The organism is Streptomyces sp. RGM 3693 (assembly GCF_050471125.1).
Lineage (GTDB): Bacteria > Actinomycetota > Actinomycetes > Streptomycetales > Streptomycetaceae > Streptomyces.
Window position 1 is genome coordinate 38,282 of the sequence record NZ_JBMPPQ010000005.1, and the last position, 18,721, is coordinate 57,002.

Sequence of the window (18,721 nt, forward strand, 5' to 3'; positions counted from 1 at the left end):
GCGGGCACCCTCCAGGAAGGGTCTCGGTGTGCGACGAGAGAATGATCGAAGATCGCTCTGGCACTCTAGCCTGTCGGCGGGATCCGGCAACTTCCGTGCCAGGCTCCGTTCTTGACGCACCGTTTGCCCGGGGCATCCTGCTTTTCCGTATTCGCACGCCCCGGGGCGACGGGGAGGGTCGGGCCGGCCGGGCCGGCGGGACGACCGGAAACACGACGGCGGCCGCCGGACCCGTACGTCCGACGACCGCCTCCGTCATGCCCCGGTCACACCGGGCGCACCGTTCTCAGTCGAACCACCGCGCGCGGGCCAGTTCGTCGACCCGCTCGGGATCCTCCAGCAGCGCCGCGACCTCGAACCGGCGCGGCCACTGCCCACTCGCCCAGGCCAGACCGGCCGCCACGCCCTCCAGGGTCGCGGCGTGCAGAGTGCCGTCCGGGCTCCACCGCCAGTCCAACTCCACACCCCCGTCGGGGCCGTCGGGGCCCTCGGAGCCGTCGACCAGCAGTTCCTCGTGCTCGACGTACGCGTCGGGGGCGGCCGGGCCGAGCAGGGCGCGGACTGCCTCCGGAACGTCGTGCGCCGCCCCGTCGGAGCGGACCTCCGCGGCGACCGCCTCGCTCAGCCGCCGCACCTGGAACAGCTCGGCCAGCTCCGCGGCGCGGGCCGGCCGCACCGGCAGCAGCGCCCGGCCGCCGGCCAGCGGCATCAGGTCCGGGGCGTCGGCGACCAGCGCGTCCGCCGCGTCCACCACCTGGATCTCCCCGTCGACGACCGCCCGCAGCTCGTCGGGGAGCGTCACCTGATCCGGGTCGAGATCGGTCAACAGGCCGTACAGGGCGTGGAGTTGCCCGATGCCCACACCGTGGTCCGGGTCGGCGAGCCGGGTCAGCAGCTCGGCCGCGCCGCCCGGCTCGTCGAGCAGCGCCCCCACCGAGGTACGGACACCGAGGGCGCGCAGCACCTGCGCGTCGACCCGGCCCGCGTCCGCCGCCTCGTACAGCCCGGCCAGCAGCGGATCGCCGCCCGCGGCACGCAGCCCGGCGGGGCGGCGCCCGTCCAGCACCGGGTGGCCGCGCAGCCACCAGGCGGTGTACGGCCGCACCGACTCGGTGGTGCCGTCGGGCAGCAGTACCCGCACCGGCGTGGTCAGGGCGTCCCGCAGCGGCGGTTGGGAGAGCATCTCCAGGACCTGCGGCCAGGCGTCGTCGGCGACCAGGTCGAGGTCGCGGACCGCGACGAGTTCGGTGACGACCGGCGGCACCGGGGTCTCCGGCAGCAGGTCGAGGATGTCCTCGCACCACACGTCCACGGCGTCCAGCAGTCCGGCGTCGTCCGGCTCGGGGAAGTCGCCGTCCCGCGGCTCCAGTTCGTCCGGATCGAGCACCACATCGGTGGCCCAGACCAGCGCGAAGGTGGCCAGCACCCCCACCGCGGTGAGCGGCTGCGCGCCCCACCGCTCCGCCAGCTCCGCTTCGCAGGCAGCGAGTTCGCCCTCGCGGATGACCCGCTCGAAGTCGCTACCGGGGAGGACCAGTTCGCCCGCCGGCGCCAGTTCGCCGTCCTCGTCGGGCAGCGCCAGCGCGGCCAGCCAGGGCTCGTCGCCGGGCGCCAGATCGGCGTCCCGGACCAGCCCGAGGACCGCCTCGGCCAGCTCCTCCGCGCCCAGCGGCACTCCGGCGCCCGGCGCCAGCTCGTCCGCGAAGACGTCGTAGGCGTCCTCGTCGGCGTCCAGCGAGTGCGCGACGGCCGCCCGTACCTGAGGCGTCGTCAGGACGGCCCGGGGTGCGGCGGGGGTCGCGCCGAGCTTCTCCAGCAGCGGGTGGACGGCATCAGGGTGGGCGACCTTGAGCCCCAGCCGGGTGAGCGTGCGGTGCCGGTCCGCGGCCTCGTCCCCGGCGTCCGGACCGCCGTCGGGCAGCGGGAGCAGCACCTGACGCGGCCCGATGGTGGTCCGCCCGGTGCCCGCCAGCGGCACCGGCAGGCCACTGAGCCGGTCCGGGTCGGTGCCGGCCAGCGCGTCGTAGAGCCGCCACCACCACTCCGGCGACCGCTCCACGCCCGCCAGCCTGTCGATCATCTCGGTGAGCGGCACCCGGGCCGCGCCCAGCGCCCGCAGCTCCGCCCGCCGTTCGAGCCCGGCCGGCAGCAGGCTGGGGAACAGCTCGGCCAACACCCCGACGGTCGCCGCCCCGGCGCCCTCCACCAACTCGGCGTCCACCGGCCGCAGGACGTACCGCTCGCCGTTCTCGCCCTCACCCTCGCCCCACGTGGCGGTCTCTGCCGCCGCGCTCGGCAGGAACCGCACCCGGGGCAGCAACTCCAGTACCTGCCGGCGCAGTTCACCGTCCAGCCAGCCCTTGCCCAGCAGCCCCGGCACCAGATCCAGGGTGCCGGCCGACACCGGCTGCCAACCGCCGAGCAGTCCCGCGTACGCGGCGGCCGCCCGGCCCACCAGGAAGTCCGCGAGCGGACCGGGCGCGACATGACGCCGGGTCGGCTCCAACGGGAACGAGGCGATGAGCAGCGCGGGCAGGCCCAGGGGCTCGTCGGTCGGGGTCGGCGCGTGCAGCACCGGCACGGTGCCCGGCCGCACCGGCGCACCCGTCGCGTCCACCGGCACCGCCCAGGTCACCGACCAGGACGGCCGCAGCTTCTCCTCGACCGGACGGTCCGCCAGCAACGCCGCGTCCAACGTGCCGCCGTCGGTCGCCACCCGCCACCGGGTGACCCCCCGCTCACTGTCCTCGATCAGCACGTACCCGTCGTCCTGACGCCGGGTCAGCGTCCGGACGCCCTCCGGCGTCTCCACCACGACCTCGGCCAGCCCCGGCAGGGTCAGCAGCAGCGCCGCGTCGAGACCGGCCAGCAGCCGCTCGGCGAGGTCCTGCGCGGCACCGTCGCGCAACGGCAGCACCACCGCGGTGTCGTACCCCTCGGGCGCGGTGCCCTCCGCGGGCAGCGGCAGCCGCAGCAGCGGTACGTGCCCCTCACGGCGGCGGAGTTCACCTCCCAGGCCGGGGCTGTGCGCGGCCACCGCCTCGGCCAGCTCCCGGGCCTCCGCGAGCGACCAGCGGACGCCGCCGGTACGGCCCACCAGCGCCGGTTCGTCACTGACCGCCAGCACCGCGGCGAACCCGACGCCGAACCGGCCGACCGCACCGGCCGCCACACTGCTCTCCCGCTTGGCGGAGGCGCGCAGCGTGGAGAGCGATTCGACGCCGGTGGCGTCCAGCGGGGCACCGGTGTTGGAGGCGACGAGCACCGCGGGCGCGTCGCCGTCGGCGGCGTGCAGGGTGAGCCGCAACCGGCCGGCGACGCCGGCCCGGGCCGCCGCGTCCGCCGCGTTCTGCGCCAGCTCCACGGCGAGCCGGTCGCGGTAGCCGCCGAGCGCGAGGTCCTCCTCGGCGTTGGCGTCCTCACGGAACCGGGCCGGCGAGGCGGCCCAGGCGTCGAGCACGCCGCGCCGCAACCGGGCCGTACCGAACGGGTCGGCGCCGTCGTCCGCGCCCCGCACCCACGGCATACCTGCCACGTTTCTCGTCTCCCTCGGTCAGACCGTGTCTGTCCCGACGGTACCCCCACGTTGTCGGCTTTCCCGCCGTACGGGTTTCCGCCGGTGGCGGGGGTGTTGTGAGGCGGGCGAACGGGAGGTCAGTGACGCCCCCGCCCAACAAAAACCCCTAGCTGTGACCCAGCTCCTCCGCCGGACCGGCGTCCTCCACGGACCCCCCGTCCGCCACGGGCCGGATCGAGACCGGCTCGACCACCGTCTCGTCCAGCACCGGCTCCGCCGGCTTCGGAGGCTTCGGCATGACGGCCGCCTCCGAATGCGCCCCGCACCCGTACGACAGCGAGACGACGCGGCCGTCGGCCGGCGAGAACTCGTTCGCGCAGACCCCGAACGCCTGCCGCAGGGAACCGGCCATCGGCGTCAGGAAGCCGCAGCTCACACAGGTGGCGGGGGCCGCTTGGGCCATCGGGGTCTTGGGACCGAAGGAATCCTCCCAGCGGTCGGCGGCGGCGTGCAGGCCGTAGCGGGACAGGACCCGGGCGCGGCACATGCCCAGTTCCCCGGCGGCCGCGGCGATGCTGCCGCGGGCGGGCGCCGGCTGGATCGCGGGCGAGCCGGGGACGATGTCCGCCTCTTCGGTGTCGGCGATGTCGGCGGCCATGCCCTCGGCTACCGGGGAGTTCGGCGGCGGGGCGTCCTCACCGCTGAAGCCGGGCTCCAGCCGCAGGTCGTCGGCCTCGGTGGGCAGCAGGTCGCCGGGGCCCATGTCGCCGGGGCGCAGTCGCTCGCTCCAGGGCACCCACTCGGGTGCCAGGAGCGCGTCGGTGCCGGGGAGCAGGACCGACTCGTCGAGGGTGATGACCTTGGCACGGGAGGCGCGGGTGACGGTGACGGCCCAGCGCCAGCCGCGGTAGCCGGGCTCCTTGCAGGCGAAGAGGTGGGTGACGACGCGGTCCGCCTCGGCAATGGCATCGATGTGCTCGCCGACCATGCCGGGCGTGGCGACCTCCTCGGCCGCCGCACGGGCAAGGTCGACCGCCTCGGCGCACAGGCGGTCCGGGGTACGGCTTCGCATCGCAGCACTCACAAGAATCGATTCTCTCTTCCACGCCGTCTCACGAGCGCGCCAGCCGGGGCTGTCCTGGTCCTGTCCGGACGACCGGCGGGACCGGGGCGGGCGGAGCGGACCGGGGGACCGCGTCGACGTCCGCGCCCGGCTGGATCGTTCGGTCGAGCGCACCTCTTACGTCCTATTCTGCGGGATCGCAGGGAAATGAGGTACGCGGCCGGAACGGACCGCCGGTGGCGCTCTGGACACGCTACCCCTTCAACGCTGCACGACCCCTCGGCGGGAGCAGCAAATCTCTCCGACCGTGACCGGGCGGGAGGGCCACGGTGACGGCCGGACGGCCGGTGCGCCCCGCCGGAACGGGGGGAGAAAACGCCACCTCTGGGGCGAGTTGGGGCACTATGACCAGGTGGCTGCCGTCAGGGCGACGAGGGAGTCGAAGGCCCGCCGGGCGGGCCGGGCGGTCGGGCGCGCGCTGCACCGGCCACTGGCCGGCGCGGCCCGGGGGGTACGGCGGGCCACGCATGCGCAGGGCGCGGGGGAATCGGGGCTGGCCCAGCTCATCGAACTGCACGCGGTGAACGCGGCGGGCGACATGATGATCACGGTCGCGCTGGCCTCGACGGTGTTCTTCTCGGTGCCGACGCACCAGGCGCGCGGCCGGGTGGCGCTGTACCTGCTGGTCACCATGGCGCCGTTCGCGCTGCTGGCGCCGGTGGTGGGGCCGCTGCTGGACCGGGTGCCGCACGGCCGGCGGGCGGCGATGGCCGGCTCGATGCTGGCCCGTGCGGTGCTGGCGCTGATGATGTCGGGGATGGTGGCCGGCGGCGGGCTGGGGCTGTATCCGGCCGCGCTGGGGGTGCTGGTGTCGTCGAAGGCGTACGGGGTGGTGCGCAGCGCGGTGGTGCCGCGGCTCCTGCCGCCGCGGGTCTCGTTGGTGCGGGCCAACTCCCGGGTGACGCTGGCGGGGCTGCTGGCGACCGGGGTGGCGGCGCCGGTGGGCGCGGGGCTGCACCTGATCGGGCCGGCCTGGCCGCTGTACGGGGCGTGCGCGGTGTTCCTGGCCGGGGCGTTCCTGTCGTTCTCGCTGCCGCATGCGGTGGATTCGGGCAAGGGCGAGGCGCGGGCCCGACTGGCGTCCCGGGACGGCGCGGCGCACGGCGGGGCGCGCGGGCGGCGGCCGGGACTGCGGACGGTCGGCCCGGCCGTGCTGCACGGTCTCCAGGCGAACGCGGCCCTGCGCTCCCTCTCCGGATTCCTCACCTTTTTCCTGGCGTTCCTGCTGCGCGAGCACCCGCTGGGCAGGCTGGGGCCGGCGGTGTCGCTGGGACTCGTGGCGGTGGCGGCCGGGGTCGGCAACGCCCTGGGCACGGCGGTCGGCGCCTGGCTGAAGGCGCGCGGCCCGGAGCCGATCATCGCGGCGGTGCTGGGGCTGGCGCTGGCCGCCACGGCGCTGGCGGCGCTGTTCTACGAGGTGCTGGCGGTCGTGGTGGTGCCCGTGATGGCGGCCACCGCGGGGCTCTGCCAGGCGCTGGCGAAGCTGTCGCTGGACGCGATGATCCAGCGCGATGTGCCGGAGGCGGTGCGGACCTCGGCGTTCGCCCGGTCCGAGACGGTGCTCCAGCTGTCGTGGGTGGTGGGCGGCGCGCTCGGGATCGCGCTGCCGCTGATCGGCACGCTGGGCATGGTGGTGGCCGCGGGACTGGTGGCACTGGGTGCCGCGCTGGCCGTGCGGGGGCTGCTGGGCGCGGCCCGCCAGGGCGGCCGGCCGGCCCCGCGGGGGGTGTGACGCCGCCGCGCGAGGCACCCCGTGCGGCGGGCTCCGGTGCGGCGCGCCGCACCCGCGCGTGGCGTGCGCCGGGACGCCCGATAGCCTGCCCCGTATGACCGCTGCGTTGATCTCCCGGGGCAAGGGCCGCCGCGCCGCCGCTGCCCTCGGTGCCGTGACCCTGGGCCTGCTCACCCTCTCCGCCTGTCAGCAGCCGACCTCGTTGGCGACGGTGACCGTCGGCACGAAGACGGTGACGGCGGAGGTGACCCCCGGCTGTGACGGCGACGGCAAGTCCCTCGACAAGCAGGCCGTGCAGAGCTGCATCACCAAGAAGGGCGGCGAAACCATCACGGTGCGCCCGGGCGAACGGGTCCGCGTGGGTGTCGACCCGAAGGTGGCCAAGGTCGGCTGGTTCGTCGTCGGCGGCGGACCGGTGATGTCGGCGCCCAGCACCGACACGTACCGCACCTTCAGCACGGACGAGCTGTTCAAGGCGACGAACCCGGCGACCGGCCAGAGCGAGTCCCTGCCCGAGGTCACCCTGATGGTCGCCGAGGCCGGCAAGGCCCAGGGCGCCGGCCCGATGGCCCTGTGGCACTTCAACCTGAAGCTGAAGGACTGAGCGCACTGAGCGCGGGGGCCGGGGACCGGTGGCACGCGGTGCGGGGCGTCTGATGCGGACGCTGGTCGTCACCGCGGTGGCCGCCGAGCGTGACGCGGTATGCGCCGCGCTGGACGCCGGGGACGGCACGGACGGCCATCGGCCCGAGGTGCTGCCCGGCGGCTACGCGCTGCACCGCGCGCCCGCCGGGTCGCCGGCCCCGGACGTGCTGGCCGCCGGCGTCGGCCCGGCCGCCGCGGCCGCCGGCACCGCCACCGCACTGACCGCCGCCGCCCTGGCCGGCGCCCCGTACGACCTGGTGGTCTCGGCCGGCATCGGCGGGGGTTTTCCGCCCGCCGCGCCGCTCGGGTCGGTGGTCGTCGCGGACGCGATCGTCGCCGCCGACCTGGGTGCCGAGACCCCCGACGGCTTCGTCCCGGTCACCCAACTCGGCTTCGGGACCGTGGCGCACCTGCCCGAACCGGCGCTGGTGGCGGCCGTCGCCGCGGCGACCGGCGGGGCGACCGGACCGGTCGTCACGGTCTCCACGGTCACCGGCAGTGCCGCCCGCGCCGCCGAGCTGGCGGAGCGTCACCCCGGGGTGCTGGTCGAGGCGATGGAGGGGTTCGGCGTCGCCGAGGCGGCCGCCGCGCACGGCCTGCCGGTGCTGGAGATCCGCACGGTCTCCAACGCGGTCGGTCCGCGGGACCGCGCCGCCTGGCGGATCGGCCCCGCCCTCGCCGCGCTGACCGGCGCCTTCCGCACGCTCCCCGGAGCCCTGTCGGGCGCCCCCGCGGCGGCGACGCCCTCCGGCGCTCCGGCCGCACCACCCCACACCCCCCGGAGGACCCCGTGACCCGGCCGCTGTCCATCGCCTATTCCCCGTGCCCGAACGACACGTTCGTCTTCGACGCCCTGGCGCACGGCCGGGTCCCGGACGCACCGGAACTGGCGGTCACCTTCGCCGACATCGACGTCACCAACGGCCTGGCCGAGCGCGGTGAGCTGGACGTGCTGAAGGTGTCGTACGCGGTGCTGCCGTGGGTGCTGGAGGAGTACGCGCTGCTGCCCTGCGGCGGGGCGCTGGGGCGCGGCTGCGGCCCACTGGTGCTGACCCGGAAGCCGGGCGCCGCGGCGGACCTGGCGGGGAAGACGATCGCGGTGCCCAGCGAGCGGTCCACCGCGTACCTGCTGTTCCGGCTGTGGGTGGCGGCCGAAGTGCCGGGCGGGGTCGGCGAGGTGGTGGTGCTGCCGTTCCACGAGATCATGCCGGCCGTGCGGGACGGCAAGGTCGATGCCGGCCTGGTGATCCACGAGGCCCGCTTCACGTACCAGGACTACGGGCTGCACTGCCTGGCGGACATGGGCGAGCACTGGGAGTTGACCACCGGTCTGCCGATCCCGCTGGGGGCGATCATCGCCAAGCGGTCGTTGGGCGAACCGGTGTTGCGCGGGCTGGCGGCGGCGATCCGCACGTCGGTCCGGATGGCCTGGGACGACCCGCAGGCATCCCGGCCGTACGTCCTGGAGCACGCCCAGGAGATGGACCCGAAGGTGACCGACCAGCACATCGGGCTGTACGTCAACGAATTCACCGCCGACCTCGGCGAGGACGGCTATGCCGCGGTGCGCGGGCTGCTCACCCGCGCCGCGGCCGAGGGGCTCGTTCCGCCCCTCGGCCGCGATGCGTTGACGTTCCTCTGAGCGGTCCGGCTCAGACGTCGAGTTGGTCGGCGACCGCCCGCAGCATGCCGGCGATCTTGGCGCCGTGCGCCTTGTCGGGGTAACGCCCGCGCTCCAGTTGCTGGGTGACGTTCTCCAGCAGCGTGGTGAGGTCCTGGACGATCGAGGCGAGTTCGTCGGGCTTGCGGCGCTGGGCCGCGGCCACCGAGGGGGTCGGATCGAGGAGGATGACGCTCAGTGCCTGGTCACCGCGCTGGCCTGCGACGACACCGAATTCGACGCGCTGGCCGGGCTTGAGCGCCTCCACGTCGTCGGGCAGCACCGACGAATGGACAAAGACGTCACCGCCGTCGTCGCGGGAGAGGAAGCCGAAGCCCTTCTCGCTGTTGAACCACTTGACCTTGCCGGTAGGCACGTCTGTCCTCGTCCTCGTACTCGTCGGAAAATGCGGGCGGGTCCGCCGCGGGCACGGGGAGGCCGCGGCGGAGAAAATGGGTCTAGATAACAGTGCAGCGGGCCACCGAGCCCGCCTACTCCAAGGCTAATGGTCCGGGGCCCGGTGACAAGACGTCGCCAGGGGGATCCTCGGCGCCTCTGGCCCCGACTTACCCTGGTCAGGTGTCTGATGAAACGCCCCAGGCCGGGGATCTGCTAGTCCGAATCGGCGCGATCGTGTTCCTAGTTGGCGCAGTGGCCACTCTCGTCACGGTGCTCCCACTGTTCCTGGGTACGCACCCGCTGCCGTGGGAGTTCTACTGGGTGTCCATGCTGATGGGCGCCGGTTTCCTGATCGCGGGTGCCGGAGTGGTCCGCTCCGTGTCCGCCCAACGCCGTCAGGCGGAGGCGGCCCTCGCCCCGTCCCCGTCGGCGCCACCCGCTACGTAACGATCCGGATCCGCTACGTAACGATCCAGCCACGACGGGAAAGCGGTCAGATCGTCGAGCACCACCTGGGCGCCGGCCGCGCGGAGTGCGCCGGCGTCGCACGGTCCGGTGGCGACCGCGACGGACAGCGCGCCGGCGGTCCGGGCACCGCGCACGTCACCGGTGTGGTCGCCGACGTAGACCCACGCGCCGTGTGCGCGCAGCGCCTCGGCCTTGGCCTCGGCCCACAGTGAGCCGATCACCGCGTCCGCGGCGATGCCCAGGTGCGTCAGGTGCAGCTTGGCGTTGGGCTCGTACTTGGCGGTGACGACGATGGCCCGACCACCGGCCGCGTGCACCGCGTCGATCGCCTCCCGCGCGCCCGGCATCGCCAGGGTCCCGGTGACCGCGTGCGTCGGGTACAGCTCGCGGTAGACGTCGCTGATCTCCGCCACCCGCTCCGCCGGGAACCACCGGCGGATCTCCTCCTCCAACGGCGGCCCGAGCCGGGTGACCGCGGCGGCGGCGTCGATGTACGTGCCGGTGCGGGCGGCGAGCGCCTCGTAGGCGGCCTTGATTCCGGGGCGGGAGTCGATCAGCGTCATGTCGAGGTCGAACCCGACGGTCAGGGGATGCGCAGCCATGCCTGCCATTGTGCCTGCGCCCCTGCGAACGGAACCGACCAGGACATACCGTTAGCCTTGCCTTACCTAACCCGTGGCTGCCGTGCGGTGACCGCGGGTCCGTACCGACAGCTCCAGACCGCGCGAATGGACCCGACACCCGTGATGCCATGCCCGTGACGCACCGGAAGCGGAGCCGACGGCTCGGCCTGACCGCGCTGGCGGTGCTGGCGTTGCTGCTCGCGGTGGTCTTCTCGCTCGCCGTCGGCAGCCGTGCGTTCGCGCCCTCCGCGGTGTTCGACGCCCTCGTCCACGGCGGCACCGACGACGCCGCGCAGGTCGTGCGGTACCTACGACTGCCGCGCACCCTGATCGGCCTGATGGTCGGCGCCGCGCTGGCGATGGCCGGCACGGTCATGCAGGGCCTCACCCGCAACCCGATCGCCGACCCCGGCATCCTCGGCATCAGCCAGGGCTCCGCGGCCGCCGTGGTGGCCGCCATCGCCTTCGCCGGGGTGCACACCCTGACCGGCTACGTCTGGTTCGCGTTCGCCGGCGCGGGGGTCGCCGCCGTCGTCGTCTATGGCATCGCCACCCGCGGCCGGGGCGGCGCTACCCCCGTCAAGCTGGCGCTCTCCGGCGCCGCGATCAACGCGCTGCTGGTGTCGGTGTCGATGGCGATCCTGACCACCAAGGCCGCGGCACTGGACGAGTTCCGGTTCTGGCAGGTGGGTTCGCTCACCGGTCGGGACGCCGCGGTGGCCGCCCAGATCTGGCCGTTCCTGCTGGTCGGCGCGGTGCTGGTGCTGTCGGTGGCGCGCGGGCTGGATGCCCTGGCGCTCGGCGAGGACGTCGCCCGCGGCCTGGGCCAGAAGGTCGCCACGGTGCGGATCGTGGGCGGGCTCGGGGCGACCGTGCTGACCGGCGCGGGCGTGGCGGCGGCCGGTCCGATCGCCTTCGTCGGCCTCGCCGTCCCGCACCTCGCCCGTGCGCTGGTGGGCGGGGAGCACCGTTGGACGCTGCCGATGGCCGCGCTCCTCGGCCCGGTCGTCGTGCTGGTCTCGGACACCGTCGGACGGGTGCTGTTCCCGCCGTCGGAGGTCCCGGCGGGCGTGATGACCGCACTGATCGGCGTGCCATTCCTGGTCACCCTGGTCCGGCGACGGGCGGTGGCGGCATGACGGCCCCCGAGATCTCCCCCGCCGCCCGCCCGACCGCGGTCCGCCCCGCCGGGTACGCGCTGGTAAGGGCCGGCCGCGGCTCCTTCCTGCTGCACCGCCGCGCCACCGTGGTCGCCGGCGTACTGGCCGTCCTCCTGGCCGTGGTCTGCGTGGCGTACCTGTGTGCCGGCGAGAGCTGGGTGGCGCCCTCCGAAGTGCTCAAGGTGCTGGCGGGCGAACCGTCCGCGCAGGAACTCGTCGTCGGCACGCTACGGCTGCCCCGGATGGTGGTCGGGCTGCTGGTCGGCGCGGCCTTCGGGGTGGCCGGCGGGCTGATCCAGACGGTCGCCCGCAATCCGCTGGCCAGCCCCGACATCATCGGCGTCACCCAGGGCGCGGGGGCGGTGACGGTCGGCGCGATGACCTTCGGCGTCACTCCCCCTGCCTTCGGCGGGGGGACCCCCACGTTCGCGGTCCTGCCGTACGTCTCGGTGGCCGGCGGGCTCCTGGCGGCGCTGCTGGTCTACGTCTTCGCCTGGCGCGGCGGGCTGCACGCCACCCGCTTCGTGCTGATCGGCATCGGCTTCGCGGTGGCGCTGCGCTCGGTCACCCAACTGTTCCTCACCAAGGGCGACTACCTGGTGGCCCAGCAGGCCCAGGTGTGGATGACCGGCTCGCTCAACGGGCGCGGCTGGCCGGAGGCGGCGCCCCTGGGGTGGGCGCTGCTGGCGCTGCTGCCGGCCGTCCTGTGGGCGGCGCGCGCCCAGCGGACCGTCTCCCTGGACGACGACACCGCGACCGCGCTGGGCATCCGGCTGGGCCGCACCCGGCTGGGGCTGGTGGCGGTCGGGGTGGTGCTGGCGTCGATGGCGACCGGTGCGGCCGGGCCGGTGGACTTCGTGGCGCTGCTCGCCCCGCAGATCGCCCGCCGGCTGACCCGGACCGCGCAGATCCCGCTGCTCAGCTCGGCGCTGCTGGGCTCCGTCATCGTCGTCCTCGGCGACCTGCTCGCCCGCAAGCTGCTCGCGCCGACCGAGCTGCCGGTCGGCGTGCTGACCGCCGCGGTCGGCGCCCCGTATCTGATCTGGCTGATCGTCAGGGGCCACCGGGCCCGTGGCCGGGCCACAGGAGGACAAGCGTGACCGGTACCGGCACCCCGCGGCCGGCGGCCGAGGCGGACACCGCCGCCCAGGAGCCCGCCACGGCCCGTCTGACGGCCCGTGACCTCACCCTCTCCTACGAGGAACGCACCGTCGTCGAGGGCCTGGACCTGGACGTACCGGACGGCGCGGTCACCGTCGTCGTCGGCCCCAACGCGTGCGGCAAGTCGACGCTGCTACGGGCCCTGGGGCGGCTGCTGCGACCGCGCCACGGCGCGGTCCTCCTGGACGGGACGGACCTGGCCAAGATCCCCACCCGGAAGATCGCCCAGTCGCTCGGGCTGCTGCCGCAGACCCCGGTCGCGCCCGAGGCGATCACCGTCGCCGACCTGGTGGCCCGCGGCCGGCAGCCACACCAGCGGTGGTGGCAGCAGTGGTCGGCACAGGACGAACGGGCGGTCACCGAGGCGATGGCGCGAACCGACGTGGCCGCGCTGGCGGACCGCCCGGTCGACGAGCTCTCCGGCGGCCAACGGCAGCGGGTCTGGATCGCCATGGCACTGGCCCAGGAGACCGATCTGCTGCTCCTGGACGAGCCGACCACCTACCTGGACATCGCCCACCAGGTGGAGGTCCTGAACCTGGTGCGCCAGCTCAACCACGAACGCGGCCGGACCGTCGTCGCCGTCCTGCACGACCTCAACCAGGCCGCCCGCTACGCCGACCACCTGGTGGCCATGAAGGCCGGCCGGGTCGTCGCCCAGGGACACCCGGAGAAGGTCGTCACGGCCGACCTGGTCCGGGAGGTCTTCGGCCTGGACTCGGTGGTCGTCCCGGACCCGGTGACCGGCTCGCCCCTGGTGGTGCCGGGCCGTCCCTGGGAAGGGGAACCCCGGCAGTGACGACCGCTCCTGGGGGCATCCGCCCCGTCGACTCCCCCGTCGACCTCCCTGCCGCCGAGCCGAAAGGGCTGTGATGACCCGACCCACCCACCCGGCGATGACCCGACCCACCCACCCGGCGAAGACCCGACCCACCCGTCCGGCGAAGACCGACCCCACCCGTCCGGCGAAGACCGCCCGCGCCCGCCCTGCGGTGGCTTCCCCCACCCGCACCACCACCACCCGTGCCGCCGCGGCCGCCGTCGCCGCCGCCGGGGCGCTCCTGCTCACCGCCTGCGGCAGCGGCGACTCGGGCGCCTCCGCCGCCGGCCCCAACGGCACCTTCAAAGCGGCGGAATGCCCCGCACAGCCCACCACCACCTGGCCCGCGCCGGCCCCCAAGGGCAGCCGCGGCCACCCGGTGCGCACCGCGATGGGCGAGGTGACCGTCCCCAACGCCCCGCAGCGGGTCGTCGTGCTGGACACCGCCGAACTGGACTCCGCACTCACCCTCGGCGTCACCCCCGTCGGCGCCACCCGCTCCGACGCCGCCTCCGGCTTCCTCGACTACCTGCCCAAGGACAAGCTCGCCGGCATCAAGGACGTCGGCAAGATCGGCGCCCCCAACCTGGAGGCGATCGCCGCCCTCAAGCCCGATCTGATCCTCACCAACAAGGTCCGCGACGGTCAGCGCTACGCCGAACTCACCAAGATCGCGCCGACCGTCATGACCGAGACCACCGGCTACCCGTGGAAGCAGAACTTCGCCGTCCACGCCGCCGCGCTCAACAAGATCCCCGAGGCCAAACGCGCCGTCGCCGCCTACCGCACGCACGCCGAACGCGTCACCCAGGCCCTCGGCGGCCCGACCAAGGCCCGCGCCCTGCGCACCAACGTCGTCCGCTTCGTCGAGGGCGCCGACACCCGCATCTACGGCTGCCAGAGCTACATCGGCACCGTCCTGGATGACCTCGGCACCGGCCCCACCGCGGTCGTGAACGACGCGCAGAACGGCCTGATGGTCGAGGTCAGCCCCGAGCTGATCACCAAGGCCGACGCCGACGCGGTCTTCTACTCCACCTACGGCAGCCCCGAGAAGTCCAAGGAGGCCCAGATCACCGCCGGCCCCCTCTGGAAGAACCTCCGGGCCGTCAAGAACGGCCAGTCGCTCCGCGTCGACGACCAACTGTGGATCCAGGGCATCGGCTACACCGCGGCCGACAAGATCCTCGACGAGATCCAGCAGCGGCTGGCCAAGAAGTGAGGCGGCGCGAGCGGCGCTCCGGTGCGCCGCCCGCACCTCAACCCGCCGCCCGCCGCATCCGCCAGAGCAGGAACAGCGCCGAGGCGACCGCGGCCACCCGCACCACGCCCGGCAGACCGGCGAGCAGTTCCTGGCCCAGGTGCCCGGGGGCGATCGGTGCGCCCCAGCGGCCGTCGAAGCGGCCCCAGACCCAGACCACCAGGCCGCCGACGACCATCCCGGGCACGCCCAGCGCCGCGAACTTGGTCTCCCTACGGCTGAGCCGGCGCGAGACGTAGGCGATCCCCCAGCCGCCGGCCAGCGCCAGCCAGGACCCGGCCACCGCACCGGCCACCAGCAGCAGCACGGCCAGCGTCAGCACCGGGCTGAGCCACGCCCGCAGGGGAACCGGAACCGATGCCTCCGCGCCGCCCTCCGCGCCGTCCGCACCCTCTGCGCCGTCCGCCCCGGCCGCCGGCTCGGCCGCGGCCTCCTTGGCCGGTCGCCCGAGGGTCCGTCGCAACAGGGCCGGCAGGACCCGCCCACGCCCCTTGCCGCCGCCCTTCTCCACCGACGGCGCACCCTTGCCGTCCTTGCCCGCACCGTCCTTGCCCTCCTCCGCCGGCCGCTCCCAGACCTCCGGGAGCTCGATACCGCCGACGAAACCGGGCACGGAATCCTCCACCCCGCGGGGCCCGGCCGCCGCCCCGAAGGGCATGGCCTCCGCCCCGTAGGGCGCGGCCTCCACCCGCCACCAGTCGGGCGGGTCCTCCTCGTCCCCCAGTTCGTCGGCGCCGGCCAGATGGGGCGGCGCACCGCCCGACGGTGCCTCCGGGACGGCCGGCTGACCGGCCCGCTTCGTGAAGAAACCCGGCCGCCGACCCGCCTCTTCGGCTTGCGCCGCGTCCCCGTCGCGCGGCGCGGGCACCTTGCCGATCAGCCCGCCGAGCTTGCCCCGCGCACCGGCCCACGGTGTGGGGCCGACCGGCTCCGCGGGCCCGGCCACCGGCCCGGCCGCCCGGATGCCGGTCCCGACGGCACCCTCCGCGCCGGGCCCGCCCGCCGCGTCCGCCGCGGCCTTCACCACCGCCTCCGGCGTCCCCAGCCGGGCCAGCATCCGCTTCACCCCGGGCACCGAATCGGCCTTCGGGTCGCCCTTCTGCGCGTCGATCTCGGCCCGCAGCGAGGCCACCAGCCGCATCCGGGTGCCGGACGGCAGCCCCCGCCGCTGGGCCAGGTCGCCCACCCGGCTCAGATAGTCAAAGACGAGCTGCTCGCTCTCGATCCCCACGAAATCCCCTGCGGCGTGCGCTGGTTGCTGCCCCGACGGTACCCCGTGGACCCGCACCGCCACCGCGGACCACCCACGGAACGGCACCCAGCCCGGCGCGCGCCACTACGGACGGGCAGCGCCGCGCAACGGCGGCCGACACGGCGCACGGCGCGGGCACGGCGCGACGGCCGCCGGGGAGCGCCCCACCGTCCCGCCGTCCCTGCCCGCTCACCCCGCCCGCTCCGCGCCCGCCGCCTGCTCCCGTCGTCCCGCCCGCCCGGCTAACGTAAGACGAATGACCACCGCTACCCCCCGCACCCTCGCCGAGGAGCTCAGGACCCGTTCGGACCGCGGGCTCGCCGGCCTGCTGCGGGCCCGGCCCGACCTGCTCAACCCGGTGCCGGGTGACCTGACGCAGCTGGCCACCCGGGCCGGGACCCGGGCATCGGTGGTCCGGGCGGTGGAGCGGCTGGACGCCTTCGCCCTCCAGACCGCCGAGGCACTGGCGGTCGCGCCGGACCCCTGCCCGTACGGGACGCTGGCGGCGTTGATGGCCGGGGACGACGGGGACGAGGCGGTCGCCGCCGCCCTGCCCGGGGCAGTGGCGGCGCTGCGCGCCCAGGCGCTGGTGTGGGGCCCGGACGACCGGCTGCGGCTGGTCCGCACCGCCCGGGAACTGCTCACCCCCAGCCCCACCCGCCCCTCGCCGACCGGTCTGGGCCCGACCGTCGCCGAGGCCACCGCCGGGATGTCGCCGGGCCGGCTCCAGAACATCCTGGCCGCGGTCGGCCTGCCCGCCACCCATGACCCGGTGTCCGCGGTCGCCGCCCTCACCGCCGTCTTCTCCGACCGCGCCCGGACGGCCGCCCTCCTGGACACCGCGCCCGCCGAAGCCGTGGCCGTCCTGGACAAGCTGCTGTGGGGCCCGCCGTACGGGGCGGTCACCGACCGGCCGGCCGCGCATGTGCAGTGGCTGCTGGACCGCGGGCTGCTGCTGCCGGCGGGCGCCCGCAACGTCGTTCTGCCCAGGGAGGCCGCGCTGCACCTGCGCGCCGGGCGCGCGCACCGCGTCCCCGAGCCGGCGCCGCCCGCCCTCGCTCCGACCACCGCGCGCGATCCACAGCTTGTGGACAACGCCGCCGCGAGCCAGGCGTTCACCGCACTGGCCACCGTCGAGGAACTCCTCAAGGAGTGGGACCTCGGCGGCCCGCCCGTCCTGCGCGCCGGCGGCCTGAGCATCCGCGACCTCAAGCGGACCGCGACCGCCCTGGACACCACCGAGCAGCTCGCCGCCCTCTGGCTCGAACTCGCCTACGCCGCCGGGCTGATCGCCACCGACGGCGAGGCCGACGAACGCTACGCCGCAACCCCGGCCGCCGAGGACTGGCTCCAGCTGCCCGACCACGAACGCTGGGCGATCCTGGTCGCCGCCTGGCTGCCCGCCACCCGCACCCCGGGCCTGGTAGGCACCGCCGACACCAAGGGCCGCGCACTGGCCGCCCTCGGCCCGCACCTGGACCGCTCCCCGGCCCCCGAGGTCCGCCACCGCGTACTGACCCTGCTGGCCACGCTCCCGCCCGGCACGTCCGTACCGGAGTCGGCGCTGCTGTCCCGACTGCGCTGGGAGCGGCCGCTGCGCGCCGCCGCGCCGGCCGCCCAGGCCCCCACGCCGGCGCCCGCGGCCCAGGTGCCGGGCCAGGCCCCCTCGCCGGCCACCGCCCCGGACAGCCCGGCCGGCACGGCGACCGGGGACCTGCGCTCCCGCCTCGCCCAAGGGGCGCTCCTCGAAGCCGAGTTGCTGGGCGTGACGGGCCGGGGCGCCCTCGCCACCCACGGCCGCACCCTGATCGGCGCCGACCGGGCCACGGAAACGGCTCCCGGACCGGCCACCGGCCCGCACGAGGAACGCGAGCACCAGGACGGCGCAGCGGGCCCGGGCGCGACCCCCCTCACCCCCACCGAAGCGACCACCGCCGCCACCCGCGCCGCCGCGCTGCTCGCCCCGCTGCTGCCCGAACCGCTCGACCACGTCCTGCTCCAGGCCGACCTGACCGCCGTCGCCCCCGGCCCGCTGCGCCGCCCGCTCGCCGAGGCGCTCGGCGTGCTGGCCGACATCGAGTCCAAGGGCGGCGCCACGGTCTACCGCTTCACCCCGGCATCGGTACGCCGCGCCCTGGACAGCGGCCGGTCCGCCGCCGAACTCCAGGAGTTCCTGACCACCCACTCCCGCACCCCGGTCCCCCAGCCGCTCGCCTACCTCATCAACGACGTGGCCCGTAAGCACGGCCAGTTGCGGGTCGGCGCGGCCACCGCCTACGTCCGCTGCGACGACGACGCGCTGCTCTCGGAGATCCTCGCCGACCGCCGCGCCGCCGCACTGCGCCTGCGTCGACTGGCCCCGACCGTGCTCGCCACCCAGTCCTCCCCGGAGCAACTCCTCGACGGCCTACGGGCGATGGGCTACGCACCGGCCGCCGAATCCGCCGCCGGCGACGTCCTGGTGGCCCGCTCCGACTCCTACCGCACGCCACCCCGGACGGCCCCGACCCCGGTCCCGGACGGCCCGCCGCCGCCCGACCGCACCCTGCTGGAGGCGGCGGTCCGCGCCATCCGCGCCGGCGACCTGGCCGCCACCGCCGAACGCAAGCCCACCGCCGCACCCACCGACGCCCCGGCCCCGGCCCCGGGTGCGCTGCCCCGCACCACCTCCGCCGAGACCCTGGCCACCATGCAGGCCGCGGTGCTCACCAGCTCGCCCGTCTGGATCGGCTACGTCAACGCGGACGGCGCCGCCAGCCAGCGGGTGATCGCCCCCGTCCGCGTCGAGGGCGGCTACGTCACGGCCTACGACCACACCTCCGACGAGGTCCGCACCTACCCCCTCCACCGCATCACCGGCGTCTCGGAACTCGCCGACGACACACTCTGACCTGCGGGAA

Annotated in this window: 15 protein-coding genes; 10 read left to right on the top strand and 5 right to left on the bottom strand. The window is 75.3% G+C overall.

Annotated elements, in window-relative coordinates:
* Positions 1–286: 286 nt before the first annotated feature.
* Positions 287–3,526, bottom strand: coding sequence for a sacsin N-terminal ATP-binding-like domain-containing protein (locus ACO0M4_RS39600; protein ID WP_430376370.1), 3,240 nt, complete (start codon positions 3,524–3,526; stop codon positions 287–289).
* A gap of 157 nt (positions 3,527–3,683) precedes the next feature.
* Positions 3,684–4,589 (bottom strand): DUF3027 domain-containing protein, encoded by a 906-nt coding sequence (locus tag ACO0M4_RS39605; RefSeq protein ID WP_430376128.1) that lies wholly within the window; start codon positions 4,587–4,589, stop codon positions 3,684–3,686.
* Between the two features lie 403 nt (positions 4,590–4,992).
* On the opposite strand from ACO0M4_RS39605, the gene ACO0M4_RS39610 reads away from it, so the two are divergent.
* The 4 genes from ACO0M4_RS39610 to ACO0M4_RS39625 all read left to right on the top strand — a co-directional run bounded on the left by ACO0M4_RS39610 (position 4,993) and on the right by ACO0M4_RS39625 (position 8,659).
* Positions 4,993–6,372, top strand: a complete 1,380-nt coding sequence (locus tag ACO0M4_RS39610; protein WP_430376129.1) for an MFS transporter — start codon at positions 4,993–4,995, stop codon at positions 6,370–6,372.
* 94 nt (positions 6,373–6,466) lie between these two features.
* Entirely contained in the window at positions 6,467–6,976 is a 510-nt protein-coding gene (locus ACO0M4_RS39615) for a hypothetical protein (RefSeq protein ID WP_430376130.1), read from the top strand.
* A gap of 52 nt (positions 6,977–7,028) precedes the next feature.
* Positions 7,029–7,811 carry a futalosine hydrolase gene (locus ACO0M4_RS39620; RefSeq protein ID WP_430376131.1) on the top strand — a complete coding sequence of 261 codons (783 nt, stop codon included), beginning with the start codon at positions 7,029–7,031 and terminating at the stop codon, positions 7,809–7,811.
* Positions 7,808–8,659: a 1,4-dihydroxy-6-naphthoate synthase gene (locus ACO0M4_RS39625; RefSeq protein WP_430376132.1), complete on the top strand. Its 852-nt coding sequence runs from the start codon at positions 7,808–7,810 to the stop codon at positions 8,657–8,659. Before ACO0M4_RS39620 ends, ACO0M4_RS39625 begins: the two co-directional genes overlap by 4 nt.
* 10 nt (positions 8,660–8,669) lie before the next feature.
* Here ACO0M4_RS39625 and ACO0M4_RS39630 read toward each other — a convergent pair whose 3' ends face one another.
* Positions 8,670–9,053, bottom strand: a complete 384-nt coding sequence (locus ACO0M4_RS39630) for a cold-shock protein (RefSeq protein ID WP_100605962.1) — start codon at positions 9,051–9,053, stop codon at positions 8,670–8,672.
* Positions 9,054–9,256: 203 nt separating this feature from the next.
* Between ACO0M4_RS39630 and ACO0M4_RS39635 the strand changes: the two genes are divergently transcribed.
* Complete coding sequence (locus ACO0M4_RS39635) at positions 9,257–9,523, top strand: hypothetical protein (protein WP_430376133.1); 267 nt, start codon at positions 9,257–9,259, stop codon at positions 9,521–9,523.
* Here ACO0M4_RS39635 and ACO0M4_RS39640 read toward each other — a convergent pair.
* A complete protein-coding gene (locus ACO0M4_RS39640; RefSeq protein WP_430376134.1) occupies positions 9,472–10,146 on the bottom strand; it encodes an HAD family hydrolase in 675 nt (224 codons plus the stop codon). The two genes, ACO0M4_RS39635 and ACO0M4_RS39640, sit on opposite strands and share 52 nt — an antisense overlap.
* A gap of 149 nt (positions 10,147–10,295) precedes the next feature.
* Here ACO0M4_RS39640 and ACO0M4_RS39645 point away from each other — a divergent pair, with 149 nt between their 5' ends.
* The 4 genes from ACO0M4_RS39645 (at position 10,296) to ACO0M4_RS39660 (ending at position 14,530) form a co-directional block, all read left to right on the top strand.
* Complete coding sequence (locus tag ACO0M4_RS39645) at positions 10,296–11,306, top strand: FecCD family ABC transporter permease (protein ID WP_430376135.1); 1,011 nt, start codon at positions 10,296–10,298, stop codon at positions 11,304–11,306.
* The gene (locus ACO0M4_RS39650) at positions 11,303–12,427 is read left to right on the top strand and encodes a FecCD family ABC transporter permease (RefSeq protein ID WP_430376136.1); all 1,125 of its coding nucleotides are present in this window, start codon (positions 11,303–11,305) and stop codon (positions 12,425–12,427) included. Before ACO0M4_RS39645 ends, ACO0M4_RS39650 begins: the two co-directional genes overlap by 4 nt.
* Before the next feature lie 68 nt (positions 12,428–12,495).
* The gene (locus ACO0M4_RS39655) at positions 12,496–13,287 is read left to right on the top strand and encodes an ABC transporter ATP-binding protein (protein ID WP_430376372.1); all 792 of its coding nucleotides are present in this window, start codon (positions 12,496–12,498) and stop codon (positions 13,285–13,287) included.
* Positions 13,288–13,384: 97 nt separating this feature from the next.
* The gene (locus tag ACO0M4_RS39660; RefSeq protein WP_430376137.1) at positions 13,385–14,530 is read left to right on the top strand and encodes an ABC transporter substrate-binding protein; all 1,146 of its coding nucleotides are present in this window, start codon (positions 13,385–13,387) and stop codon (positions 14,528–14,530) included.
* Positions 14,531–14,567: 37 nt separating this feature from the next.
* On the opposite strand, the gene ACO0M4_RS39665 is transcribed toward ACO0M4_RS39660, so the two are convergent.
* Complete coding sequence (locus tag ACO0M4_RS39665; protein WP_430376138.1) at positions 14,568–15,800, bottom strand: hypothetical protein; 1,233 nt, start codon at positions 15,798–15,800, stop codon at positions 14,568–14,570.
* 277 nt (positions 15,801–16,077) lie between these two features.
* Between ACO0M4_RS39665 and ACO0M4_RS39670 the strand changes: the two genes are divergently transcribed.
* Positions 16,078–18,711 (top strand): helicase-associated domain-containing protein, encoded by a 2,634-nt coding sequence (locus ACO0M4_RS39670; RefSeq protein WP_430376139.1) that lies wholly within the window; start codon positions 16,078–16,080, stop codon positions 18,709–18,711.
* Positions 18,712–18,721 lie beyond the last annotated feature (10 nt).